General features: G+C 66.5%; 23 protein-coding genes. 5 read left to right on the top strand and 18 right to left on the bottom strand.

The annotated features are described in order from the left end of the window. Positions 1–2: 2 nt before the first annotated feature. Positions 3–2,543 (top strand): ATP-dependent DNA ligase, encoded by a 2,541-nt coding sequence (locus ACSQ1X_RS01770; RefSeq protein ID WP_436056427.1) that lies wholly within the window; start codon positions 3–5, stop codon positions 2,541–2,543. A 131-nt stretch (positions 2,544–2,674) separates the two neighbouring features. Here the strand turns inward: ACSQ1X_RS01770 and ACSQ1X_RS01765 are convergent, their stop codons facing one another. Both ACSQ1X_RS01765 and ACSQ1X_RS01760 read right to left on the bottom strand, forming a co-directional pair. Beyond that, positions 2,675–2,929, bottom strand: coding sequence for a hypothetical protein (locus tag ACSQ1X_RS01765; RefSeq protein ID WP_028270621.1), 255 nt, complete (start codon positions 2,927–2,929; stop codon positions 2,675–2,677). 76 nt (positions 2,930–3,005) lie between these two features. Then, positions 3,006–3,245, bottom strand: a complete 240-nt coding sequence (locus ACSQ1X_RS01760) for a hypothetical protein (protein WP_055801571.1) — start codon at positions 3,243–3,245, stop codon at positions 3,006–3,008. A gap of 615 nt (positions 3,246–3,860) precedes the next feature. On the opposite strand from ACSQ1X_RS01760, the gene ACSQ1X_RS01755 reads away from it, so the two are divergent. Next, positions 3,861–5,453: an MFS transporter gene (locus ACSQ1X_RS01755; protein ID WP_055802430.1), complete on the top strand. Its 1,593-nt coding sequence runs from the start codon at positions 3,861–3,863 to the stop codon at positions 5,451–5,453. Positions 5,454–5,598: 145 nt separating this feature from the next. Then, entirely contained in the window at positions 5,599–6,732 is a 1,134-nt protein-coding gene (locus ACSQ1X_RS01750; RefSeq protein WP_436056426.1) for an FUSC family protein, read from the top strand. On the opposite strand, the gene ACSQ1X_RS01745 is transcribed toward ACSQ1X_RS01750, so the two are convergent. From ACSQ1X_RS01745 to ACSQ1X_RS01705, 9 genes are all read right to left on the bottom strand, one after another. Beyond that, the gene (locus ACSQ1X_RS01745) at positions 6,676–7,452 is read right to left on the bottom strand and encodes an SDR family NAD(P)-dependent oxidoreductase (protein WP_055801577.1); all 777 of its coding nucleotides are present in this window, start codon (positions 7,450–7,452) and stop codon (positions 6,676–6,678) included. The genes ACSQ1X_RS01750 and ACSQ1X_RS01745 overlap by 57 nt on opposite strands. Positions 7,453–7,568: 116 nt before the next feature. Further along, on the bottom strand, positions 7,569–9,464 hold the full coding sequence (locus ACSQ1X_RS01740; protein ID WP_436056425.1) for an IucA/IucC family protein: 1,896 nt from the start codon (positions 9,462–9,464) through the stop codon (positions 7,569–7,571). Then, on the bottom strand, positions 9,461–10,063 hold the full coding sequence (locus ACSQ1X_RS01735; RefSeq protein WP_436056424.1) for a GNAT family N-acetyltransferase: 603 nt from the start codon (positions 10,061–10,063) through the stop codon (positions 9,461–9,463). The genes ACSQ1X_RS01740 and ACSQ1X_RS01735 overlap by 4 nt, the downstream gene beginning before the upstream one ends. Continuing rightward, positions 10,060–11,424 carry a lysine N(6)-hydroxylase/L-ornithine N(5)-oxygenase family protein gene (locus ACSQ1X_RS01730; protein WP_436056423.1) on the bottom strand — a complete coding sequence of 455 codons (1,365 nt, stop codon included), beginning with the start codon at positions 11,422–11,424 and terminating at the stop codon, positions 10,060–10,062. Before ACSQ1X_RS01730 ends, ACSQ1X_RS01735 begins: the two co-directional genes overlap by 4 nt. Then, positions 11,421–13,010: a pyridoxal phosphate-dependent decarboxylase family protein gene (locus tag ACSQ1X_RS01725; RefSeq protein ID WP_436056422.1), complete on the bottom strand. Its 1,590-nt coding sequence runs from the start codon at positions 13,008–13,010 to the stop codon at positions 11,421–11,423. The genes ACSQ1X_RS01730 and ACSQ1X_RS01725 overlap by 4 nt, the downstream gene beginning before the upstream one ends. 205 nt (positions 13,011–13,215) lie before the next feature. Beyond that, a complete protein-coding gene (locus tag ACSQ1X_RS01720) occupies positions 13,216–13,650 on the bottom strand; it encodes an ATP-binding protein (RefSeq protein ID WP_055801591.1) in 435 nt (144 codons plus the stop codon). Beyond that, the gene (locus ACSQ1X_RS01715) at positions 13,650–13,979 is read right to left on the bottom strand and encodes an STAS domain-containing protein (RefSeq protein WP_055801594.1); all 330 of its coding nucleotides are present in this window, start codon (positions 13,977–13,979) and stop codon (positions 13,650–13,652) included. The genes ACSQ1X_RS01720 and ACSQ1X_RS01715 overlap by 1 nt, the downstream gene beginning before the upstream one ends. Further along, the gene (locus tag ACSQ1X_RS01710; protein ID WP_436056421.1) at positions 13,976–15,946 is read right to left on the bottom strand and encodes a glycosyltransferase family 2 protein; all 1,971 of its coding nucleotides are present in this window, start codon (positions 15,944–15,946) and stop codon (positions 13,976–13,978) included. Before ACSQ1X_RS01710 ends, ACSQ1X_RS01715 begins: the two co-directional genes overlap by 4 nt. Positions 15,947–16,122: 176 nt before the next feature. Then, positions 16,123–16,806 carry a hypothetical protein gene (locus tag ACSQ1X_RS01705; RefSeq protein WP_436056420.1) on the bottom strand — a complete coding sequence of 228 codons (684 nt, stop codon included), beginning with the start codon at positions 16,804–16,806 and terminating at the stop codon, positions 16,123–16,125. Positions 16,807–16,934: 128 nt separating this feature from the next. Here ACSQ1X_RS01705 and ACSQ1X_RS01700 point away from each other — a divergent pair, with 128 nt between their 5' ends. Both ACSQ1X_RS01700 and ACSQ1X_RS01695 read left to right on the top strand, forming a co-directional pair. Next, positions 16,935–17,117, top strand: coding sequence for a hypothetical protein (locus tag ACSQ1X_RS01700; RefSeq protein WP_436056419.1), 183 nt, complete (start codon positions 16,935–16,937; stop codon positions 17,115–17,117). Positions 17,118–17,224: 107 nt separating this feature from the next. After that, on the top strand, positions 17,225–17,449 hold the full coding sequence (locus ACSQ1X_RS01695; protein WP_436056418.1) for an ANTAR domain-containing protein: 225 nt from the start codon (positions 17,225–17,227) through the stop codon (positions 17,447–17,449). Between the two features lie 39 nt (positions 17,450–17,488). Here the strand turns inward: ACSQ1X_RS01695 and ACSQ1X_RS01690 are convergent, their stop codons facing one another. The 7 genes from ACSQ1X_RS01690 to ACSQ1X_RS01660 all read right to left on the bottom strand — a co-directional run bounded on the left by ACSQ1X_RS01690 (position 17,489) and on the right by ACSQ1X_RS01660 (position 24,621). Then, positions 17,489–17,845: a GNAT family N-acetyltransferase gene (locus tag ACSQ1X_RS01690; RefSeq protein WP_055801607.1), complete on the bottom strand. Its 357-nt coding sequence runs from the start codon at positions 17,843–17,845 to the stop codon at positions 17,489–17,491. Continuing rightward, complete coding sequence (locus ACSQ1X_RS01685; RefSeq protein WP_055801610.1) at positions 17,842–19,182, bottom strand: acyltransferase family protein; 1,341 nt, start codon at positions 19,180–19,182, stop codon at positions 17,842–17,844. The genes ACSQ1X_RS01690 and ACSQ1X_RS01685 overlap by 4 nt, the downstream gene beginning before the upstream one ends. Positions 19,183–19,287: 105 nt before the next feature. Continuing rightward, positions 19,288–19,680, bottom strand: coding sequence for a DUF1304 domain-containing protein (locus ACSQ1X_RS01680; protein WP_436056417.1), 393 nt, complete (start codon positions 19,678–19,680; stop codon positions 19,288–19,290). 42 nt (positions 19,681–19,722) lie between these two features. Continuing rightward, positions 19,723–20,619 carry a class II fructose-bisphosphate aldolase gene (locus ACSQ1X_RS01675; RefSeq protein ID WP_436056416.1) on the bottom strand — a complete coding sequence of 299 codons (897 nt, stop codon included), beginning with the start codon at positions 20,617–20,619 and terminating at the stop codon, positions 19,723–19,725. Beyond that, complete coding sequence (locus ACSQ1X_RS01670; protein WP_055801618.1) at positions 20,619–22,085, bottom strand: GntP family transporter; 1,467 nt, start codon at positions 22,083–22,085, stop codon at positions 20,619–20,621. The genes ACSQ1X_RS01675 and ACSQ1X_RS01670 overlap by 1 nt, the downstream gene beginning before the upstream one ends. Before the next feature lie 95 nt (positions 22,086–22,180). Further along, on the bottom strand, positions 22,181–23,080 hold the full coding sequence (locus ACSQ1X_RS01665) for an NAD(P)-dependent oxidoreductase (protein WP_436056415.1): 900 nt from the start codon (positions 23,078–23,080) through the stop codon (positions 22,181–22,183). A 29-nt stretch (positions 23,081–23,109) separates the two neighbouring features. Then, positions 23,110–24,621 (bottom strand): four-carbon acid sugar kinase family protein, encoded by a 1,512-nt coding sequence (locus ACSQ1X_RS01660; RefSeq protein WP_436056414.1) that lies wholly within the window; start codon positions 24,619–24,621, stop codon positions 23,110–23,112. Between the last annotated feature and the right edge of the window lie 45 nt (positions 24,622–24,666).

Here is a 24,666-nt window from a genome sequence, read left to right as displayed (position 1 = left end):
CTTTGGCCGGCAGTAGGGAACGTGTTCGGATCCAGGGCCGAGAACTGGTGGTCACCAACTTGGACAAGGTGATGTACCCGGAGACGGGCACCACCAAAGCCGACGTCCTGTCGTACTACACCGCCGTTGCGCCGGTCCTGATCCCCGCCGCAGTGAACCGGCCCGCCACCCGCAAGCGCTGGGTTAACGGAGTGGGCACCGCGGAGGCGCCGGGCGAGATGTTTTTCCAGAAGAACCTGGAGGACTCCACGCCCGGCTGGATTCCGCGCGCCTCGATCCGGCACAAGGAGCGCACCAACCAGTACCCGCTGGTCAACGATGCCGCCACGCTGATCTGGGTGGCGCAGATGGGCTCGCTGGAAATCCACGTCCCGCAGTGGCGCGTGGACCCGCACGGGAATCCCATGAACCCTGACCGCCTGGTGCTGGACCTTGATCCCGGCGAGGGCGCCGGGCTGGCCGAGTGCGCCGAAGTGGCCCGGCTTGCCCGCGCCATCCTGAAGGACGTTGGCCTGGACCCTGTGCCGGTGACCAGCGGCAGCAAGGGCATCCACCTTTACGCCGGCCTCGACGGCACACAAGGCTCGGAGCAGATCTCCGAATTCGCCCACGAACTTGCCCGCGCTCTGGAAGCTGACCACCCGGACCTTGCCGTCAGCGACATGAAGAAGACGCTCCGCACCGGCAAAGTGCTGGTGGACTGGAGCCAGAACAACTCTGCCAAGACCACCATCGTGCCGTACTCACTCCGCGGCCGGCTCAGGCCCACGGTTGCGGCACCGCGGACCTGGCGCGAGCTGGCCTCCCCCGCGCTGAGGCAGCTGGACTACCGGGAGGTCATGCGGCGGGTCAAGGACGGCAAGGACCCGTTCGCATCGGTTTCCGCAGGCGGCGGCCATGTGCAGGACCGTCCCGACGGCGGCGGCCACGGCGCTGGCGGGCACAGCGGCGGCGGAACGGCCGACGGCGGCAGCACCGACCCGAGGCTGGAGAAGTACCGCTCGATGCGGGATCCGGAAGGCACGCCGGAGCCGTTCAGTGCGGACCGGCTCCGGGCGGACCCCGGCGCCGGCACCATCCGGGAGCGGTTCGTGATCCAGGAGCACCACGCCAGCCGGCTGCACTTTGACTTCCGGCTGGAGCGTGACGGCGTCCTGGTGTCCTGGGCGCTTCCGAAAGGTGTGCCCGTAAGCGGAGCGCAGAACCACTTGGCGGTCCAGACCGAGGACCACCCGATGGACTATCTCGATTTCGAGGGCACCATCCCCAAGGGCCAGTACGGCGCCGGGACCGTCAGCATCTGGGACCAGGGCTACTACGAATGTGACAAATGGATAGCAGGCAAGGAAGTCATTGCCACGCTCACGGGGTCTGAAGGCGGCGGCCTTGGCGGGACCAAGAGGTTTGCGCTGATCCGGACCTCCCGGGACAGCGACGCCTCCCAACAGCCGGAACAAGCGCAGTGGCTGATTCACCTGATGGACCGCAGGGGGCACGGTGCCCCGCCAGCGTCAGGCGCTGCGGCCGGCTCAAGCACCCCGAAAGAAGCAAGGGAGGACGAGCCGCCGCCCGCACCGGCTTCTTCACCTGTTTTCCGGCCCATGCTCGCGGGCGCCGGGACCCCGGCCGACCTTCGTGGCATGGACTGGCAGTTCGAACTGAAGTGGGACGGCGTGCGGGCGCTCATCATCGGCGACGCCGACCGGATCCGGCTCATCAGCCGGAACGGCAACGACATGTCTGCGAGCTACCCGGAACTGACCGACCGCGCATGCTGGCCGGAGCAGAGCTTCACCGCCGACGGCGAGATCGTCGCCGTCGGGCCTTCCGGTCGGCCCGATTTCGGGTTGCTGCAGACGCGGATGAAACTGACCAAAGCTCCCGACGTCGCCAGGGCCAGGGCAGCCACGCCTGTCCGGCTAATGGTGTTCGACCTGCTCTCGGACGCCGGCGAGGACCTCCGCAGGCTGCCGCTCCGGAAGCGCAGGGTGCGGCTGGAGCAGTTGGACTGGCCGTCCGGCTGCCCCGTGCACCTGTCCGAAGTCCTGGACGACGAGGTGGAGCACATTCTGGAAAGCGCCCGCGAACTGGGGCTTGAGGGGATCATGGCCAAACGCCTTGACGGACGCTACGTCAGCGGCGAGCGCACCAGGTCCTGGTTGAAACTGAAGTTCGAGCGCACCCAGGAAGTGGTGGTGGGCGGCTGGCGCCCGGGCAAGGGATCACGGCACAGCTCCGTGGGCTCGTTGCTGGTGGGCATCCCCGACGGCGGCACGCTGCGGTACGTAGGACGCGTGGGCAGCGGGTTCAGCGACCGGGAGCTGACGGAGCTGCGGCTCCAGATGGACACGCTGGCGAGGAAGACCTCGCCCTTCACCGACGTCCCGGCCGCCGATGCCTCCGACGCGCACTGGGTGACTCCCGAACTGGTCGGCGAAGTTACTTTCGGGGAATGGACCGGCGGCGGGAAGCTGCGGCACCCGGTGTGGCGCGGCTGGCGCCTGGACAAGAACGCCGACGACGTGGTGGCGGAATCCGGCTGACACAGCGGCGCAGCGAAGCCTGGCCAAGGACAAACAGGAACCGGAACACGGAAAGGGCCGGGCGACACCCGCTCTGGGTATCGCCCGGCCCCGGGTTGGTATTCGGGATTCCGTGTTTTCGGGATTCCGCTTTAGGAGGAGTGCGGCATCTGCGGCCGGCCGGTCCGGTGGACTGCGGTCACTGCTGCCTCATGGCCCATCCGGCCGTGGGCGGTGCCGCGTTCCTTCGGATGACGCCGCTTGCCGTTGCCATCGGGCCACTGCCGGCCGCCATTGACGGGGCCCGCGGGAGCTGGCATCTCGGGCGCGGGCGCCTCGTCCATGGATTCCGCCAGGTGACTGGCAAGCTCCGGTTCGAGCTGTCCCCCAGGATTTTTCTCAGCCATTTTGTGCTCTTCCTTTCCGCGTTGAAATGAAGCGTCCACCAATATTAGGTCTGCGGTTACCGCTTGTCTGCAGAACCTACCAGCGGACTTTTTTCTGGGCAGGGCCTTGCTTTCCGCTCGCGTGCGTGGGTTTGTGGCCGTGGGAAACGCTCTGCAACCCCGCGCCGCCACGGGACTTACTGGCCAGCATTTCCTTCTGGGCGTCCGTCAGCCGTGACTTGATCCCTTGGCCGGCATCCGATGTTCCGGCCTCCGGCGATTCGATGTTCTGGCCCGATTTCGGTTCGGCGCCCTGGGTGTTGCCTTGGTGGGTCATGGAAGCACTCCTTGTATTACGGAAACGTGTGGCTTACGGAATCGTTTTGCGATGGTGAGTTGTGGACGCATGCGCTGCCGGGTCACTGTCGCCCGGATCGCGGTGGAGAAGTGACGGCGACGGGAGTCAGCCGAGCGGATCAACGCGTAAGTACGCCTCAACGAGCCTTGTGTGCAGGTGAATGGGGCGGGCGGACAGACCAACAGGAACACCCGCTGGCGGCCGGCCGCCGGCCTATCCAAAGATCAGTGTTCCCATGGGTCAACCTTAGGCAGTATTCCGGCCGGTTGGGAACCCCCGGTTCAGATGGATTCGGCCCCCGCACGCATGGCCCGGCAGGTGGGCGCTGAAGGGCCGGATCCGGCGTTTTTGGGCACCCTATCGGCCGCTGGCCGAAAAAGGTTTGGTAACGATGCGGAAAATGCACGGATTCCAGTGCTGGCGCGGTGAAACGGCGCAAAATAATTCGGGTTCCGGCTGCCGTTCGGCCCTTGAAACCCCGGATCATACGCCACCGAACTCGGAAACACCATGGAAATCGCGTAAAATTGAAAGCCTGCCCGGAGCGGGGCAGCTACAAGTCGCAAGCAAATGACCTCCATGGGAGAAGCCCAAATGCCCAAAGACCGAAGCATGACCGACTCTTCAGCAGGCGCGAACATCGCCCGCGGAACCAACAATATTGTGCCCCCGGGCATCGCGCCCCAAAGCGCCAAGAAGTCGAGGCTGTTGCCTCGCCGCAGACTCAAAGTCTCCGATGTCAACGTCGTCAACAAGCCGATGCTTAAGAAAGCACTCGGCGGAACCATCGTGGGGAACACGATGGAGTGGTACGACGTCGGCGTGTTCGGCTACCTGATCACCACCATGGGTCCGGTGTTCCTGCCTGAGGCGGACAAGTCCGTCCAGACCCTGTTCCTGCTGGGAACGTTCGCTGCCACCTTCATTGCCCGCCCCCTCGGCGGTGTCGTGTTCGGCTGGCTCGGCGACAAGATCGGCCGCCAGAAGGTACTCGCGGCCACCCTGATGATCATGGCCGCCAGCACCTTCGCGGTCGGCCTCCTGCCCGGCTACGCACAGATCGGTATCTGGGCCGCGGTCCTGCTGGTGCTGTTCAAGCTCGTCCAAGGCTTCTCCACCGGCGGCGAGTACGCCGGTGCCACCACCTTTGTGAGCGAATACGCGCCGGACAAGCGCCGTGGCTTCTTCGCCAGCTTCCTGGACATGGGCAGCTACCTCGGCTTCGCAATCGGTGCCGCCCTGGTCTCCGTCCTGCAGCTCACGCTTGGCCAGGACTCCATGGAGCAATGGGGCTGGCGGATTCCGTTCCTCGTCGCCGGCCCGCTGGGCCTGATCGCCGTCTACTTCCGGAGCAAAATCGAGGAGTCCCCGCAGTTCCAGGCGACCCTTGACGCGCAGGAAGCATCCGCAAAGGACGCCACCGCCGGCGATGCAGCCGCATCCAAGGGCCCGGTGGGCATCGTGAAGGCCTACTGGCGTTCGCTCATCGTCGCGATGATCCTCGTGGCCGCCGCAAACACGGCCGGCTATGCCCTGACGTCCTACATGCCGACGTATCTCACGGAGTCCAAGGGCTACGATCCGGTTCACGGCACGCTGCTGACCATCCCCGTGCTGGTGGTCATGAGCCTCTGCATTCCGCTCACCGGCAAGCTGTCTGACCGGATCGGCCGCCGACCTGTGCTCTGGATCGGAGCCCTCAGCACCGTGGTGTTGGCAACTCCGGCGTTCCTCCTGATCGGCATCGGAGAAGTCTGGTCGACGTTGCTGGGCCTCGGCCTGATCGCCTTCCCGGTGACGTTCTACGTGGCCAACCTGGCCTCCGCCCTGCCGGCCCAGTTCCCGACGTCCAGCCGCTACGGCGCCATGGGCATCGCTTACAACTTCTCCGTGGCCATCTTCGGCGGAACCACACCGTTCATCGTCGCCGCCCTGATCAATAGCACCGGCAACGACATGATGCCCGCGTACTATCTGATGGCCACGTCGGCCGTCGGCGCGGTGGCCATCTACTTCCTGAAGGAATCAGCCAACCGTCCGCTGCCGGGCTCCATGCCCAGCGTGGACACCAAGGCAGAGGCGCACGAGCTCGTGGCCACCCAGGATGAGAACCCGCTGATCAACCTGGATGACATGCCGTTTGAGGACGAGCTGCGCGAAACCGAAAAGGTTCCTGCGAGGGCCTAGCCTCGTAGCCCAGCAGCCCCGCCCGACGAGGCCTGCTTTGCACGATGTTCTTTTGTGACAGCGTGCAAAGCAGGCCTTCCGCGCGTCTGGCAGACTTTTTGAGGAAGTGCGCTCGGAACGAACGCACGGAAGAACGGAGGTACCCATGGCGCACGGCCTCCTGCGGCATCTCCGCGACCTGCATAGCCTCGGCCCGGCCAACAATGATCATTTGTCCGCCCTGCGCGTGGCGGTCAGTGTGGCCGTCCCCTCGCTGGCCCTCCTGGTTTTCGGCCGCCCGGACCTGATCATCTATGCCGTGTTCGGCGCCCTGACCGGGATGTATGGACGGTCCGAGCCCCACCAGCTCCGCCTCATTCACCAGACGCAGGCCGCGCTGGTCCTGCTCAGCGGGGTTGGCGTCGGCATTTTCCTGTCCGTCAACCACCTGCACTCCTGGTGGCTGGTGGGTGTCGAAGCCGTCCTCGCCGGCATCGGCTCGGTGTTCTCCGACAGGGTGAACCTGAAGCCCAACGGCCCGTTCTTCGGCATCCTGGCCCTGGGCGCCTGCGCCTCCGTCCCCATCACCATTCCCTGGTTCGCGGCACTGGTCATTGCAGCCGCCTCCGCGGCGTTTTCTATAGCCGTCGGTTTTGGCGGCTGGGTCCGCGGCCGGAAGTGGCAGCCGGGAGCGGTCCGGGCTGCCGCGCCGCTGGGCGGATTAAGGCGGCAGGCAGCCGTGATCCACGCGGCCCGCTATGTCCTGGCAGTCGGAACAGCCGGCTCCATCGGTGTTCTCAGCGGCAGCGGCCACCCGCACTGGGCCATGGCCGCCGCCGCGGTTCCCCTCGCCGGAGCAGACCTGCCCAGCAGCGTGCACCGCGGCCTCCACCGCATGGTGGGGACCTTCCTCGGTCTGGTGCTGGTCGCCGTCGTACTTCTTCCGGTGCCCTGGGCGCCGCTGACGTTTTTTCCGGGGGCGGAAGCCTCCGTGCTGGCGGTTCTGGTCATCATCTTCCAGTTCACCACGGAACTTTTCATGACCAGGCACTACGGCCTCGCCATGGTGTCCTTCACCCCCGTCATCCTGCTGATGACGCAACTTGCCGCCCCGGCAGACCCCTATGTCCTCATCACGGAACGTGCCGTGGAAACCGTGGTGGGCGCGGTGGTGGGCATCCTGGTGATTGTGCTGGTCCGGCGGCGGACAGTCCGCCTGCGCCCGTCCAGCTGCACACAGCGGCTACTTTGCGGGCCTTTTTGGCGGCCCGGACGTAAACCGCGCCGGCAGCATCCGTGAAACGGCGGCGACCACCTTGTACCGCTTGGTGGGGATGGACACCGCACGGCCGCGTTCGTTGTCCGCCAGGCCTTCCCGGACCACGCGGTCCGCGTGCAGCCACAGCCACCGCGGGGCCACTGTTTTGTCCATGCCCATCCGGTCGTGGAATTCGGTGTGGGTGAACCCCGGGCACACGGCCGTCACTTTCACGCCGCTGCCGGCGTATGCCAGGTTGGCCCAGCGGCTGAAGCTCACCTGCCAAGCTTTCGCCGCCGAGTAACTACCCCGGTTGGCGAACGCGGCGACGCTGGCCACGTTGATGATCCTGCCCGAACCGCGCGCCAGCATGCCTTGCAGGGCAGCGTGGCACAGTTCCATGGGCGTCTGGACATGGAGCCGCAGGTGCCTGCGTTCCTCGTCCAAGCTGTTCTTGTCGAAGGACTTCAGCAGCCCGATGCCGGCGTTGTTGACCAGGATCTCCACCGGCCGTGAAGCGTCGGAAAGGCGTTCGACGACGGTGGCCACCCCGGCGTCGTCCGTCAGGTCAGCGGAGAGCACCTCGGCAGTGATGCTGTAGTTGTTCTCCAGTTCGTGCGCGGCGGCCCGCAGGCGCTCCGCATCGCGGGCCACCAGCACCAGGTGGTGCCCCTGTTCCGCGAGCTGGCGGGCAAACTCGGCGCCAAGGCCCGCCGTCGCGCCGGTGATCAGGGCTGTGGGTCCGGGAACTTGTTCGGTCATGGCAGAAGCCTAGTGGCACCCTGCGCCCGGCGCCTCCCCCTAAGCAGCGCCGGGATGGCACCTCACGGCAGTGTGTGCGACCACGACTGCCGTGACATGCCATCTCGGCGAACGTCCTAGGCGAACTTCGCCAGCGGGTTCACCAGCCTGCCGGCCATCTGCAGGCCTCCGGACGGGTCCGTGAGATCGAGCATCTGCTGGTTGTTGCGCAGCTGCAGCCTGTTGAGGCAGGAGAACTGGAAGTCGGGCGCGAACAGGTCGTGCCGGGCAAACTGATCCGCGAGTTCGGGGTGCTCCGCCTGGTAATCGCGGATAGCCCCGGCAGCGATGCGCCAGAATTCCTCGCCGCGGAGCACGCCGTCTTCCTCAAGGAGGGCGCCGAGGAACCGGAAGATACAGTCGAACACGTCGGTGAAGACGGCCAGGACCTTCTCGTCGTCGGGAATGTCCGCCTTGATCCGGGATACGGCGTCCGGCAGCTCGATCCGGTTCCCCATCACCACGATTTCCTCGGCGATGTCCTTCATGACCGCCCGCACGGGCACCCCGTTATGGAGCACCAGAATCACATTCTCGCCGTGCGGCATGAACGCCAGCTCGTAGCGGTACAGGCAGTGCACCAGGGGCACGAGGTACGCCTCGAAGTACCGGCGCAGCCACTCGCCGGGTTCCAGCCCGGACTGTTCGATCAGGGCGGAGACCAAGGGTGTGCCCGCGGCATCGGTGTGCAGCAGCGAGGCCATAGTGGCCAGCTGTTGTCCTGCCTCCAGAAGCGGCAGCGGGCTTTCACGCCACAGCGCGGACAGCATCTTCCGGTACGGCGACTCCTTGGGCGCGGCCTCCTCGTAGTATCCGTTGTGGTATCCGATGGCTGCCACCTCCCGAATCATCGCCAGTCCGCGGGCCCGCAGGGCCTCGTCGCCGCCGATCAGGTCCTGGAGCCAGTCATTGATGGCCGGTGTGGCTTTCATGTACTGCGGGGACAGCCCGCGCATGAACCCCATGTTCAGCACGGACATGGCGGTCTTGACGTACGCCTTTTCCGGGGCGGTCGTGTTGAAAAACGTCCGGATGGACTGCTGGGCCTGGTAGCCGTCCGCCCCGATCCCGAGGTGCACGATGTGCTGCTGGGCGATCTCGGCGGCAAAGGTCACCGTCAGTTTGTTCTCCCACTGCCATGGGTGCACCGGCATCAGGAAATACGCGGCCGGGTCCAGGCCCAGGGCACTGAGCTCGGCGTCGAAGTAGGCCAGGGTGCCGGCACCCAGTTCGGCGTCAAGGTGGGCTGCATAGCCCAGGCCCTCGCTGGAGGTGAACACTGCCTTGCTCCGGTGCACCGCGATCCAGTCCAGCTGCACGGGCACGCCGGTTTCCGGGGCAAAGGCGCGGTAGTCGCTGATGCCGAAGCCCAGCCGGCCGTTGTTGGCCACGAAACAGGGGTGACCCTCCGTCATGCTGCGCTCAATGGCCTGGAAGTCCGTGGCGGCGTCCGCTCCGCCGGTCACGCCTGCCGCCAGTTCCGCGGAGGACGGCTGGCCGATCCACTGCTTGTAGGCGTGGCTGGAAAGAGTGCTGCTGATCTCCTCGAGGTAGACCGGGAGCATCTCGGGCCGGATCCCCAGGGCGTCGCGGAATTCGGTGATGAACCGGAGCGCATCCAGGGGTGCGTCCTGCCCGTCCCGGTTGCAGGTGATCGAAGCGGCGTCGACGGACCAGTGCTCAAGGTGCAGGATCCTGGCGGAGAACCGGTATTCAACCGTGGCGTCATCGCTGAGCACCCGGTAGTCGTGGGACTGGGCTCCGGCACCGGACCGGTCCTCGGCACCAGGCCCGGCACTGCCCACGGCACTGTCCCCGGCGCTGATCCGTTCCGGGCTGAGGATGCGTTCGTGCGAGAACTCGGCGAGCGCCTTGCGGACCAGGTGCCGGTTGGCGGCGGCCCAGCGTTCCGGCGTGAGGTGGGTTGCGACGTTTCCTGCGGTGAGGACGGATTCAAGTTCTGCGGTGGTCAAAGTGACGCTCCCTGGCAATTTGCGGAAAGGTGGATCGGGGATGGGTGGATCGGGGATGAATGAAGGGCGGCGCGGGCGGCGCGGGCGGCATGGAAGGCCTCCCGCGTGCAAAAACTGAGGAGGGCCTGCTTGTCCGGCAGCGCGATCTCCCCGGCGGGCTGGAATCCGAGCCGCGCATTGAGGACGTGGATCTTGTGGTTCCGGGCGTCGGGCTCAACCACCACGCGCTCCACTTTGTCCTTGGCGAAGAGCCGGTCCAGGACGATTTCCATCACGGCGGCGGTATAGCCCGGGCGCGGCGGACCGGCCGGCGGCGCGACCAGGAGGTGCATCCCGATGTCCCCCGGCTGCACGGCGTACCGGCCTGCCAGCGGGGAGAAGGCCGGACGGTACTCCTCCATCAGGAAGGCTGGAACGCCGGCGTCGAGCCCCAGCAGCGCGTGGTGGTGACCACTGGACTGGATCTTCGTGTATTCCTGCACAACGTCCTGCACGGACGCGGACTGCATCCCCCAGAAGGCGGCATATGGCCGGGTTACCCAGCTGTGGAGGAGTTGTGCGTCGGCGTCGGGGTCGAAGCAGCGGAACGTGAAACTCATGCGTTCACCGGCTTCTGCTCCGCGACGTTAGCCGTCACGGGCACTCCGAACTGCTGGAACGCGATGCTCTGTTCCACAGGATAGACCTCGCGGCCGGTGATCTCGCGCAGGATGCAGGAGTTGCGGTAGGCGGCCATGCCGAGATCCGGGGTGACGAATCCGTGGGTGTGGAGTTCCGCGTTCTGGACGAAGATCTCGCCGGGTTCGACGCCGGTGCTGTAGTTGCGCTCGACGGCGAACCTGCCGCGGCCGTCCCGGGCGATCCGGTCCTGTATCCCGTTCAGGAACCCGGGTTCGCGGTAGCCGTAGCCGGTGGCCAGCACCACGGCCTCCGTGTCCAGCGAATAGCCGGCGCCATGCTCCTCATGCCGGAGCTGCAGGGTGTGGGTGCCGGAGGCCGGGTCCCACGAGGCCCCGGTGAGGGCCGAGTGCGTCAGCAGCCGGGTATCCACCATCCCGGAGAGGCTCTTGGCATACAGGAGGTCGTAGATGGCATCGATGAGCTCGGAGTTGATGCCCTTGTACAGGTTCTTCTGGCTCCTGATGAGGCCGTCGCGCTGTTCCTCCGGGAGGCCGTGGAAGTAGTCCACATACTCCGGAGACGTCATCTCCAGGGTGAGCTTGGTGTACTCCAGCGGGAAGAACCGCGCGGACCGGGTGACCCAGTTCAGCTGGTACCCGTGGACGTCGATCTCCTGCAGCAGCTCATAGTAGATTTCCGCCGCGCTCTGGCCGCTGCCCACGATGGTGATGCTCCGCTGCTGCTGCAGCTCACTCTTCCTCGACAGGTACTCGGCGTTGTGGAGGACCAGCCCGCCACCATTGGCTGCCGCTTCGACGATTCCGTCGCAGGCCGCGGGGACGTACGGCGATGTTCCGGTGCCCAGCACCAGCCGCCGCGCGCGCAGCACCTCCGGCCCGGCGGGGCCGTGGACGGACAGCGTGTACACGCCGCCGTCGTACCTGATCTCCCGGACGTCCGTGCCGAACCGCACCGAAGCGAGCCGGCCAGCCACCCACTGGCAGTACTGGTTGTACTCGGCGCGCAGCGGGTAGAAGTTTTCCCGGATGTAGAAGCGGTAGAGCCGGCCGGTCTGCTTGAGGAAGTTCAGGAACGAATACGGCGACGTGGGGTCGGCCAGCGTCACGAGGTCCGCCATGAACGGGACCTGCAAGTGGGCCGGCTCCAGCATCATGCCGGGGTGCCAGTCGAACGAGTCGCGGCGCTCCAGGAAGACGGCATCCAGTCCGTCGATGGGCTCGGTGAGCGCGGCGAGCCCCAGGTTGAAAGGCCCGACGCCGATACCGGCGAAGTCGTACACGTGCCCCTCGCCTGCGGTGCTGGGAGTGGAGGTGCTCATGCTGCAGCCTCCTGGCCGGTAAGCAGCGCTTCACCCGTACGGCGGAGCAGGCTGATGATCGTGGTGATGTCTTCCGGGGTGGCCTCGGCGTTCAGCAGGGTGAACTTCAGGTAGTGCCGTCCGGCCACCTTCGTTCCGGCAACCACCGCCTCGCCGGAGGCGAATACGGCGGCGCGGATCGCCGGGTTAAGGGTGTCCGCGGCGTCCTCATCGAGGCGCGTCCCGTCGGCCAGGAGCGGACGGTAGCGGAACACGAGCGTGCTCAGCTGCGGGTGGGCGGCCAGCTCGAAGTCGGGGTCGGCGGCCAGGGCCTGCCCGGTGCGTGCGGCAAGGTCTATCGCCTCGTCCAGCAGGGCACCGACGGCATCCGCGCCCATAATCCGGAGGGTCAGCCAGAGTTTCAGGGCGTCAAAGCGGCGCGTGGTCTGGATGCTCTTGTCCACCTGGTTGGGAATGTCCGCCAGCGCGGCGCTCTCCGGGTTGAGGTAGTCCGCGTAGTAGGTCACGTGCCGCAGCATGGCCCGGTCCCGGACCAGCAGGGCGCTGGAGCTCACCGGCTGGAAGAAGGTCTTGTGGAAATCCACGGTGACGGAGTCGGCCAGGCCGATCCCGTCCAGCCGGTGGCTGTAGCGGCCGGAGAGCATCAGGCCGCCGCCGTAGGCGGCGTCCACGTGGAACCACGCGCCGTACGCCCGGGCGAGGGCGGCGAGCTCGACGAGCGGGTCCACCGCACCGAAATCGGTTGTCCCGGCGGTGCCCACCACGGCGATCGGGACCAGCCCGGCGTCGGCCGTTTGCGCCAGCGCGCCGGCCAGCGCGGCGGGGTCCATCCGGTGGTCCGGCCCGTAGGCCACCGGCACGACGGCGTCGTACCCCAGTCCCAGCATGGAGGCTGATTTGCGGATGCTGAAGTGGCTGTCTCCGGACGCGAAGACCCGCAGCTTCTCCAGCAGGGCAGGAAGCCGGAGGGATTCATTGCCGGGGAGCTTCCGCAGCCCGGCCACGGCATGGTTGCGGGCAATGAGCAGCGCCTGGAAGTTGGACTGGCTGCCGCCGGACGTGAACACGCCGTCGGCCGCGTCCCCCAGGGACAGCCGCTCCGCCGTCCAGTCGATGAGCCTGCGTTCGATCATGGTGGCGCCCGCGCTCTGGTCCCAGGTGTCCATCGACGAATTCACGGCGGACAGGATGCTCTCCCCCACCAGCGCCGGGATCACCACGGGGCAGTTCAGGTGCGCCGCGTACTTCGCGTCATGGAAGTAGACGGCGTCCTGCAGGTACACCTCTTCAAGTTCCGCCAGCGCAGCGGCAGTGTCCGGCAGGGGCAGGTCCAGGTCAACCGCGCCGACGCGCGCCTGAAGCTCCCGGGGCCCGACGCCGGTAAACGGCTTGGTGGTCCGCTCCAGCTTGGTGGCCACGGCGTTGACGCCCTGGAGCACCTGCGCCACGTAGCGGGGCGCGTTGCGGGAGTTGAAAAGGTGGTTGGTGGCGGCGAGGGCGAGCTCCACCCGGGAGCCGAAATCGTGCCCGCCGGAAGGGGCGGGCAGGTCCAGGGGTTTCTCGTCCACACGGGGCAACAGCGTCACAAGGTTTTCCTTTGGTAGGCGTTTGGAGGCGCGCTAACGTAGCAAGGCAAGCCTTACTTAGGTAAACCTTTTAGTCAAACTTTTGTGAGCTAATTATGAATTTGGCGGATTTGCGGGGTCTTGCCGGCTCAATGGAGCGTCATTGACTGTCGCCCGGGCGGCGATTGAGGCAAGATTCGCCGCTCAGTGCATGTTGGTGGCCGGTTCAGTGCGTGGCGGTGTCCGCCGTCGACTTGCGCCGGCAAAGCAGTGTCCAGCGGTTCCCGCCGTCCTCCTTGGCGTAGGAAAACTGGTCCAACGCCACCTTGGCGAGGGCAAGTCCGCGGCCGCTCCCGGACATGTCATCCGGCAGTTCGGCGGCCGTGAGGTCGATGCCGGCAGGCCGGGCGTTGTCCGTGAATTCGGCAAAGAGCCGCTCAGGTTCGCATTCCACAGCCAGGACAAACCGGACGGGGTCCGTGCCGGCCGGGCGGGAGTGCTCGATGATGTTGGACGCCACCTCGATGAGCGCGGTTTCGAACCTGATGCGGTCCATGGGTTGAATGCCGGGTTCACCTGCACAGAGGTCCTCGAGCAGTTTATGGATCAGCTCCAGGCTTTCGGGAACCGCGGCGGCGCGCAGGCTGAACTCGCTGCTCATCAATAGGCCCCGTCCACCGAGGCGACCGGCTGCAGCACCCTGTTGAGGTTGGTCATTTCCAGGACCGCCGTGATCTGGGCCGTGGGGTTGGCCAGCCGGAGGTCTCCGCCGGCCTGCCGGGTCTTCTTCAGCCCGGTAATCAGGGCACCGAGGCCGGACGAGTCAATGAAGTCGGTGCCGGCAAGGTCAACCACCAGGCGGACCGTGCCGTCGCTGATCAGCGCATCGATGTTGGCGCCGAGGTGCGGGGCCGACACCATATTGAGCCGGCCCACAGGACGGATCACGCCCACTCCATTGGCCAGCGTCTCGTTCTTGAATTCGATCATGGATTTCCCTCTTTCTTCTTGTTGCTGTTCAGCCAGGCATCGTAGCCGGGGTAGCGGACAGCTTCGATGACTACGCTGAAGATCAGCAGATCGAAGGCTATCCACACAAAGTTGACGGAGCTGCCCAGGAGATCCCCTTGGCCGAGCAGCAGCCGGATAACGCCCACCACGGCCGCCAGTGCCAGGACAGCCATGGCTATCAGCTGCGGCCTGACCAAATGCCACGGCAGCCGGCTGCGCGCCTGCAGTGTCTTGGGCGTGACCCGGAAGTCCAGGTCCCGGCCCAGGAACACGTTCCCGAACGCGGAGGTGACGGATTTGATCCAGGTGGGGAAAAGCGCCAGCGAGTACTGCTGGCCGCGCCACGTCTTCACCCCGCGTCCCACCACCAAGAACAGGATCTGGTTGATCACCAGGAACGGGATGAGCCGGAGGAAGAACTCGTTGCTCAGGGACTGGACCGGAAGGATCCCGAGGATCAGGTAGATGACGGGAGCGGCTATGTACGCCACCGCGGCGAACCCGGACAAATAGCTCCACATGGTGGCCAGATACATCAGCCGCTGGGCCAGGCTGAGCCCCTTTTGCATAAACGGGTTTTCCCGGAACATGACCTGCATGGTGCCCTGGGCCCACCGGAGCCGCTGCGTCAGCATCGAATCGAGGTCTTCGGGGGCCAGACCGTCAGCCAGGCGTTCGTGGTGGTAGGCCGATTCCCAGCCGAGGGAATGCAGCCGCATGCAGGTGGCCATGTCCTCTGTCACCGAGATCGTAGCCAGCGGCATCACGGCCTGAGCCTCGCCGGCTTTCTCGGCGTTGACGGAATCGATCAGGACACGGACGGTTTCCACCGCTCCCAGCGGGGACCAGTCGCGCTGGGAGAGCCTGTCCAGGGCAACGTCGTCGACGACGGCGAGGGAACCGTCCACGTCGATGGTCCGGGAAAGCCCCTCAATGGAGTTAAGTTCAGCGTGCAGCGCCGCGAAGTCTTCCGCCACCAGGTTCCGGGCCACGGCGTCCACGCGCTCCTGGAACCGGTAGGTGACGTCGGCAATGGCCTGCCCCTCGCTGAGCTCGCGCCGGACCTGCTGCAGGTCGGTCGCCAACGTGGAGAGCGCGGACGCCAGCCGTTCCTGCCCGGGGCCAAGCTGGCGCCTCGCCTTGGCCACCACCTTGTCCGCGGTCTTGAGCGCCTTGTTCAGCGCCAGCTCTGTTTCCGAGACGTAGCGCATCACCCCCAGCTGCATGAGCGCTTCCCGCCGGATGATCGCGTTTGAACCGCAGAAGAAGGCCGCGTTCCAGCCGTCCTTGCCCTGCTGGATGGGCCCGTAAAAAAGCGGCGCCTGGCTGCCCAGCGGATCGTTCGGCGGGACGTTCACAAACACCTGCGGGGTCTGGACCAGAGCCATCCTGCGGTTGTTGAAATAGCCCAGCGTGTTGTCGAGAATCTTCGGGTCCGGCACCTGGTCTGCGTCAAGGATCAGCATGAACTCGCCGTCCGTGGCGAGCAGTGCGTTGTTGAGGTTGCCGGCCTTGGCGTGCCGGGGACGGTTGGCCCAGTCGTCGGACCGGGTGATCCAGCCGATGCCCTCCGCCTCGGCGATGGCCCGCAGGTCGGCGCGGTTGCCGTCGTCGAGGATCCAGGTCCTGTGCGGATAGGCAATGTTCTTGGCTGCCCGCGCCGTTCCCATGACGAGGTCAAACGGCTCGTTATAGGTGGTGATGAAAACGTCCACCGTGAGTCCGGCCGGCGGCGGTAGCGGAGTGTCCCGTTGCTTGTATCGCCACATGGTGACGCCGAAAAGCAGGGAGTCAAGCAGGGAGTAGGTCTCCGCCAGGACCAGCGGTATCGCGATCCACCAGGCTTCCCAGTTGATGGAAACCATCCAACGCCAAATGATGTAGTTCAGGCCCAGGATGGCGGTAGCCAAAACAATCAGCCTGATGGTCAGTTGCCGTGGTGTCATGGCCCGGCTGTCCCCCTGGATCCTCGTCCGTTCAGTCAGCCGCCCGATGAGGATCCGGCTCCGAAGTGAGACCAAAGGAGCGTGGAAGGGTGGACTATCCTGCGTCAGTCCAACCTTATCCGCCCGGCCGGAAAAGGGCTAAGGTGCCAGGCGGCTGATGACGCCGGACCGGGCCGTCAGCCTGCGGCGACTTCCTCCTGCGACGGGCCGTCGGGCTCCGTCAGGTGGCGGAGGTGAAGTTCCTCGGCGGCCAGTTCGTACCAGGTGTGCGCGCCGAACGAAGGGCTCCGGGTGTCCAAGTGCCGGTACAGTGCGTCGGCCAGCTTTCCGAGGGCGTCGTCGGACAGTGCCCGGACCGTGGATGCGGGATCCAGGTTCCCCTCAAGGTATTCGGCGAGCTCCAGGCAGTCGATGGTGCGCTGTTCCCCGGCTGTTGCCAGGTTTTCGTCGATGCCCAAACCGGAAGTGGCGTCTGAATCCAGCAGGGCGTTGATTTCGCTGTCAAGGGTGGCCTCTTCGCCTCCTGCCAGCCCGGCATGTTCCAGGCAGATGGGGACTTCCGCGGGCTCGTCGAGAGTGAGGTGGAACGCGTCGGAGCCGCCCGCGCCGTGCCCGGAATTCGCGCCGCCCTCAACCTTGCGTCCGGCGATGTGCCGCAGATACATCAGGACCTCGGGATCCAGATGGGAAGCATTGTGGAGGTCCACTGTGATGTCCTGCTCCGGGGAGAGGCGCCGCCCGCGGCGCATGATGTGCAGCAGGACGGGATAGTTGGTCTGGGTCAGGCAGCCCGAGACTTCCAGGGTCACTCGTCCGGGATCAACGTCCACACGGACCAGCACACGCAGTTTATGGTTCAAGGCTTCTCCCACAGAGACATCCAAGAGCCAGCTTCATAACTCACCTAAACCATACGAAATAGTTGCCCGGGCCACAAGCTGCCCTCCGTGCCGGGTCTTTCACTTCCCACCAGACCCAGACTTGGGGGATGGACGAGATCACGCTGGACACATCCGTGGCCGAACAGCTGCAGGATCTGGTCATCAGCAGCGAGGACGTCAACGGGTTCCTTACGGAGCTCTGTGAGCTTTCAGCTGCCGCGCTCTCGCGCACCCTCGGCCGGGACGTTTTCCTGCGCCGTGACACTGAGCCGGAGCCGCCGCCGCACTGAACGTTTTTGCGGCGGCCCCGGACCTCTTCGACGCTGTCGCGGTCCAGAAGGCCGAACAGTTTGCCGCCCAGGCCGAGAAGGCGCTCCGCCTTGCGGTAAGAATCGGCATGCACCAAAAGCTGGCCGCTGACCTGCGGGCCGCCATGGAGTCCCGCACCGTCATCGACCTGGCCGCCGGCATCATCATGGGCCAGAACCGGTGTTCGCAGGCGGAAGCGATGGCCATCCTCACGAAGGCTTCCAGCGGCCGGAACCTGAAGCTTCGGGACGTGGCGGATAAGCTCGTGGCGTCGTTCGCGCCGGGGGCACCGTCCACCCACTTCGACGACTAAGCTTGCCCTCCCCGGGCGGGCCTGCAACGCCAGGGCGTGCTAGGACGCGGTCACTTCGTCCGTGGGCGGGTGCTCGGGCCAGTCGATGAACTGTTCGTAGGCGTCGTGCTTCTTCAGGTAGCCATAGATGAAGGGGCAGTGCGGGATGATCCGCTTCCCTGCGGACACCACGTCATCCAGGGCGAAATGTGCCAGCACCTTTGCCAGCCCCTGTCCCTTGAAATCCGCCGCAGTGTCGGTGTGAATGAAGTCCACGTGCCCGGGTCTGTCGACGAAGCGCGACTCGACCGCCAGCTTCCCGCCGACACGCAGTTCGTAGCGGTGCAGCTCATCATTCCGGATGGTGGTGACGTCCGGACTGAACGTGTCTTCGGTGGATACGGTGTTCTCCGTCATGGTTCGACATTGGCACTTAAAGGCGCTTGTGGCAATGGTCCGCTGCGGCCTCCCGGCGCGGGTGGACGCAGTGGAATCCGGCCGAGAAGGAGCACTGCCAGGGCGAAGCACGCCGCTCCCCCGCCCAGCAGGGCGAGCGTCAGCCCGTTGAGCGCGGCGTCGGCCACCGGTATATAAACGACGACGACGGCGGTCACCACCGCGGCGGGAGGCCGGCGGCGGGAGTGGACAGACGCCGTCGGACGTTCTTCCAGCCGCCCGAACACCGCCAGCACCGGGAGCAGGAGCGCGATGATGCCCAGCAGGACCAGCGGACGCGACCACCACCATGCCGCGGTCCCCGCCAACGGCTTGGGGAAATCGGTGAGCAGGAGCAGCCCGGACATGGCTGCCAGCAGTGGCAGGTGCCACAGGTAGACGGTCATGGCGCGCCGTCCGGCCAGCCCCACCACCGCCCGCACCCATCGGGCCGAGGCCGCACCTGTGAGCATCGGCCGGGAGAGCTGGAGCGCCGCGGCCTGGGCCGTGCCAAGGAGCAGCAGGCAGAAATTGGGCGGGTTCAGGTTCACCAGCATGTTGCCGCGGTACAGCCCCAGGCCCGTCACCAGCCCCAGCACGAGGTTGCTGGCGATAATGACGCCCGCCAGCGTGGAGGCGCGGGGCTTCCCTCCGGGGGCATCGGCCAGCACGAACCCCAGCTGCTGAACGGCGCACCACAGGAAGAGGATGTTGGCGTACGCCAGCAGCGGCAGGGCACCGCGGAAGCAGTCGACTGCAACTACCAGCGCGGCGAGGCCGGCCAGTGACAGCCAGGGTGCGCGGTCATGGAGCGCGGCCAGCAGGGGGATGTTCAGCTGGGCGGCCAGATATGCGGCCAGGAACCAGAGCGGCATCCCGGCGCCGGTGACGATCAGCTCCACCACCTGCGGTTCCACGCCGAACAGCCGTGCCGCCCACAGCCCGGCGAACATCACGGCCAGCAGGGCGGCGGCGGGCCGGATGAGGCGCAGCAGCCGGGCCTGGGCGAACTCCAGTCCGCCGCCGCCGCGGGCCTTGAGCCGCCGCCAGGACTGCAGCCCGGTGATGCCGCCGGCAACGAAGAAGAGCGGCATCACCATGAAGATCCAGATGATCGGCTCGAACCAGTCCTGCAGCGCGAGGGTGTTTTCGGTGGTTACCGTGCCGTCAGGGTGTAGCACGGGGCTGACCATCATGGTGTGTCCCACCACTACGAGGGCCAGGCAAAAGAAGCGGGCAAGGTCGATCACAGCGTCGCGGTCCGGTGCGGGCATGACCTGCCCTGTGCCTGCCTGCTGCGGCTGCTGCGGAACACCCATTGCGCTCCCTACCGACGCGGAACGATTCCCTGCGTACTCTCCATTGTCCGCCGGGCGCCCGTCAAGGACCAGAAGCTGCCCTGCTCCGGCACCCGGTCAGCGGGCTTAGGCGAGCAGCAGCCCCAGGAGGCCGAGGACGACGGCGAGCAGCGGCGTCGTTCCTTGCATGGCGGCCGCGCGGAGGTACTTCCGGCCGGTCAGGGCGAGAACGGCGGCCGCCAGCAGCATGGACCCGCAGGACGCGAAGATGAGGGTCCAGCCGACCACCGGCTGGCCGAGGAGAACCGCGCCCGCGCCGATCAGGGCGCCGACGGCCAGGAACAGGTTGTAGAAGCCCTGGTTGTAGGCCAGCGGACGGGTGGTCTCGGCGTCGGCCTGTGACGCGACCCCGAAGCGCTTCCAGGTGGCCGGCCGGGTCCAGGTGACGGACTCCATGGTGAAGATGTAGACGTGCAGCAGGGCCGCAACAAACGCGAAAACGAGGGAGGCCGGGATCATGGCTCGATCCTAGCCTCCCCCGTTGGGAGTCTTGCTGTTCCGCTACTTGGTGAGGGTGGACAGAGCGCCGGCGGCGAAGTCCTTGGCCGAGGCGTTCCACTTTCCGAGCAGTCCCTGGAGGTTCTCGCCGTCGGCACGGTGCGGACCGGTTTCGGCTTCCAGCGTGGCCAGCACGCCGGTGCGGAGTTCGGTGTTGAAGTTCACCTTGCCCACGTTCATGGCGGCGGCCTTGACCAGCTCTTCGGCCGGGATGCCGGAGGCGCCGTGCAGCACCAGCGGAATGTGGGTGCGCACTGCGATGTCCTGCAGCACGTCCCACCGCAGTTGCGGCTCCCCCTTGTACTTGCCGTGCACATTGCCAACGGCCACTGCCAGCAGCTGGGCGCCGGTGCGGGCTACGAAGTCCTCCACCTGGGCAGAGTCGGTCAGCCCGGCGGTGCCGGCTCCTGTGGCGTCGCCGGCGCCGTCCGTCAACGGGCCGGTTGCGTCGGCACCGAAGGCGCGGTCCTCGTCGCCGGCGAGCCCGCCCAGTTCCGCTTCAATCACGACGTCGGCGTGGCCTTGCGCGGCCAGCACGGCGCGCGCCTCGCGGACAAGCGCAATGTTGTCCTCGTAGGGCAACGACGAACCGTCGGCGAGGACCGAGTCCGCCCCCGCTGCGACGGCGTCGGCGATCACCCGAAGATCGGAGGCGTGGTCCAGCTGCACGGCAATCGGAACGCCGGCAGAGTCGGCCAGGCCGCGGAGCGCGCTGATAAGGCGCAGCCCGTTGGGGGTGCCGGCGGTCTTGGGAGCAACCAGCAGGATGGCTCCGCGGCCGGCCTCTTCCGCAGCCTCCACCACGGCCAGGGCAGTCGTGAAGTCGTAGCAGGTGAAGGCCGGGACAGCGGCGCCCTGCTGCAGGGCGGAACCCACCAGGTGGTCGAGTCGGGCACGCATCAGGCGCTCAGGCCTCCCACCAGGATCCAGGCGACAAAGGTCAGGGCGAAGCCGGCCAGGCCCAGGATGGTGGTGAGGACGGTCCACGTGCGGAGGCCGTCGGATACGGTGAGTCCGTAGTACCGCACCACGGTCCAGAAGCCGGCGTCGGTCACGTGGGACAGGCCCAGGGAGCCGAAGCCGATCGCGATGACCAGCACGGCGATCTGGGCGGGCGAGTAGCCGCCTTCAGCCACGGCCGAGGTGAGCAGGCCGGCAGTGGTGACGATGGCCACCGTTGCGGAGCCCTGCGCTGCACGGAGCGCCAGGGAAATGATGAAGCCGAGGACGATCAGCGGCAGGCCGAGGTGGTCCAGGGTCTGCGAGAGTGCCGCGCCGATGCCGGAGGTGCGCAGCACCTCGCCGAACACGCCGCCGGCGGCAACAACCATCAGGATGGAGGCGATGGGAGGCAGTGCGCCTTCGAAGATCTCGCCGGTTTCGCGCAGCGACCAGTTGCGGCGGACCGCCAGCAGGAAGAACGACAGGCCAACGGCCACGAGCAGGGCAAGGAACGGATTGCCGACGAACGCGGCCACGCCGTACCAGAAGTTGTCCTTGCTGATGGTCAGGGTGCCCACGGTGCCGAGGAGGATCTGGACGATGGGTGCGGCGATGAGGAAGATGATCAGGCCGGGGCGCGGCGGGGCAACAGCCTGGGCTCCGGGGCCGTCGTGGCCCACGTGCACCAGGGAAGCGGAACCGAACTCGTCAACCTGTGCTTTGACGCTGGGGAGGAGTTCGTATTCCTTGCGGTTCATGATGCTGGCAACCCAGTAGGACAGGAAGCCGAGCGGGATGCAGATGAGCAGGGAGATCAGCGTGATGAGCCCGATGTCGGCTCCGAAGACACCTGCCCCGGCGACGATGCCCGGGTGCGGCGGCACGGCGACGTGGATGGACAGCATGATGCCGGCCATGGGCAGGCCGAACTTCACCGGGTGGACCTTGGCGATCTTGGAGAACGCGTAGACGATCGGCACCAGGACGATCACGCCGACCTCGAAGAACACCGGAATGGCCACCAGGAAGCCGACGGCGGTGAGCGCCACTGCCACGCGCTTGGCACCGAGCTTCTCGGTGAAGTGGGAGGCCAGCGACTGGACGCCGCCGGACACCTCGATCATCCGGCCCAGGATGGCGCCCAGGGCAATCAGCAGTGCCACTTTGCCCATGGTGCCGCCGACACCGGTGGCCACGACGGTGAAGACGTCCTTCAACGGAATCTGCGACGCGACGGCCACCAGGATGCTGACCGTCAGCAGTGCCACGAAGGCCTGGATCTTGAAGCGGATGATCATGACCAGCAGGAGTGCGATGCCGAGAGCGGCGATGGTCAGCAGCAGTGGAGTGCCCAGCTCCACGGCCGGCTTGATGGCGGGGGCATCAGCGGCCCGCACCATCAATGAGTTCATCAGGGGGTTCATGGGGAATTGTCTCCTTTGACGTCGCCGGCAGCGCCTGGCGAGGTGGTTCGACGACGACGGAGGGGGGACCGCCGTCGTCGGGCTTTAGGTGGGGATTATGCGGTGCGCTTCGTGGGGGCGACAACCTTGATGACGGCGGAGTCGTCGGCCGCGGCGAGGCCCTGGGCCTGGCCCAGGAGGTAGAGCTGCTCGGCTGCGGCGGCAACGGGGGCGGCCAGGCCGGCGGCACGGGTGGCCTTGCCCACGATGCCCATGTCCTTGACGAAGATGTCCAGGCGGCTCAGCACCTCGGCACCTTCCTCGTTGTAGGCCTCGAGGATGCGCGGGCCGCGGTTGGAGAGCATGAAGGACCCCGCTGCACCGGCTTCGAGGGCCTTGAGGGTCTTTTCCTGGTCCAGGCCGAGGGCGTCGGCCAGGGCCAGGGCTTCGGCGGCAGCTGCGATGTGGACGCCGCAGAGCAGCTGGTTGACAGTCTTGAGCGCCTGGCCGTCGCCGGGCTTGTCGCCCACCACGGTGAGGGTGGAGGCCAGCAGTTCCAGGGCCGGGCGGGCCTTTTCCTGGGCCTCGGGTGAGGCGCCCACCACGATCAGGAGGTCGCCTTCGCCGGCGCGCTTCGGGCCGCCGGAAAGCGGCGCGTCGACGAGCTCGACGCCGTATTCGGCCAGTCGGTCAACGGTGGCCGGGATGGCCTCGGTGCCCACGGTGCTGCCGAGGATCACGACGGCGCCCGGCTTGAGTACGGAGGCCACGCCGTTCTCGCCGAAGAGGACATCGTTGAGCTGCTCGCCGTTGCGCACGGCCAGGAGGAGCGCGTCGGCGCCCTCGGAGGCTTCGCGGGCGGAATCGAACGTGCGGATCCCGGCTTCCGCGGCGAGCTTCAGGCGCGGCTCGGCGATGTCGAAGCCGTGGACGGTGAGCTGGCTGGCCAGGCGGGTGGCCATGGGCAGGCCCATGGCGCCGAGGCCCAGGACGGTGATGGTGTAGCTGCTGGTCATGGTGTTCTCCATTGAAATTATGTCGGGATTCAGAAGGTGTTGCTGAGCTTGCGCGTGACGTCGGCGAGGGACTGGTCGTCTCCCACGTTGCCGGCGAAGACGATGTACGGGATGCCCTTGGCGGGGCCGTCCACCGGCTCCCACAGGCTGACGATGCCCGGGAGCATGGGCCCGCGGACGATCGCGTGGCGGATTTCCAGGCCGTGCGCGGCGACGTCCGAGGACGTAATGCCGCCCTTCGCGATCACAAAGCGCGGCGGGAACGTCTTGAGCGTGCGGTTGACGACGGCCACGACGGCGGCAGACACGGTGCGTGCGATCCGCAGGCTTTCGGCGGCGTCGTCGGTCTTGATCAGGAGGCGGCTGGTGTGCACGATGACATCGCCGGTGCGCAGCGACTCCACCACCGTTTCCACTGTTTCGTCCAGGTAGCTGGCAGCGCTATCGCCAAGCAGCTTCTCGACGTCGATCTCCACGATGCGTGCCGCGCTGTGCTGCTCGGTGAGTGCCTTGAGCTGGCGGGTGGTGACACCGACGTGGGAGCCCACCACGATGAGCCCGCCGGCTTCCGACGGCGTATTGCCGGCGTAGGCCTCTTCACCGCTGAGCTGTGCGCGGATTTCCTGGCCGATGCGGCCACGGACGAAAGGAGGCCCCACGCGGTAGAGGAGCTTCTTGCCGCGGCGTTCTGCTTCTTCCAGGCCGAGGGCCAGGGCGCGGAAGTCATTCTCGGTGACGATGTCGGCCACAATCGGCGTGGAATCGGTGGCGGATTCGATGGCGTCCGCGATGGCCTTGGCGGAGATGACAGGGTCCGCGGCGGCAGCACCGGCACGGATGATATTGAGGTCCAGGACAATCACGGAGTCAGCAGCGAACCGGCCCTTCGACTTCTCCTCGACATACTTGGCCATCTCGGAGTTGGCGAACCCGAAGCTTGCGTCCTTGGCGAATTCAGTCTCGGCCACGGGGGTGAGCGTGCCGGCGTCTGCCCCGGTGCCGCGCATGTAGTGCACGCCGCCGATGGTGACGCGGCCGGCGTCGGGAAATGCCGGAACGATCACTACGCCGTCGGTGGCCTCGCCGGTCTCGGCAGCCACGGTGGCGGCGATGACATCAGGTTCCAGCGGGTAGTGGCCGCGGAGGGTGGAGTCGCTGCGGCTGACAAAACCGAGGCGCAGCGCTTGTCCTTCGGCGGCGCCGGCTGTGTTCCCTGCTGCGGCCAGCGCGTTGCGGACGATTTCTTCGTTCCGTGCGGCGGCCTCGGCCGGGTCCAGGCTGCGGGTGTTGGTCAGGACGTAGACGGCGGACTTGAGGTTGTTCTCCCGAATGTGGGAGAAGGCCCAGGTGAAGTCGGCAACGTCCCAGCGGGTGAGCACGGGCAGGTCCGCAACGGACTGCGTGCCGGTGGGGTCGTCGTCGAGCACTACAAGCACGCGGGGGGAGGCTGCCGAAGACGCCGCGACAGCGTCGGCAACCAGCTCAGCGGGAATCTGGACCTCGGCCGGGAAGGCTGCCAGTACATCTGCTTCAAGGGGCATTTTGCACTCCGTTGTGTATGAAATCTCTGCTGCGGTTAGGTATTT

Source organism: Arthrobacter sp. LjRoot78 (assembly GCF_964254335.1).
In the GTDB taxonomy this organism is placed as follows: Bacteria; Actinomycetota; Actinomycetes; order Actinomycetales; family Micrococcaceae; genus Arthrobacter.
Note: the sequence above shows the minus strand (reverse complement) of the source record. Positions and strands in the feature narration are given on the sequence as shown.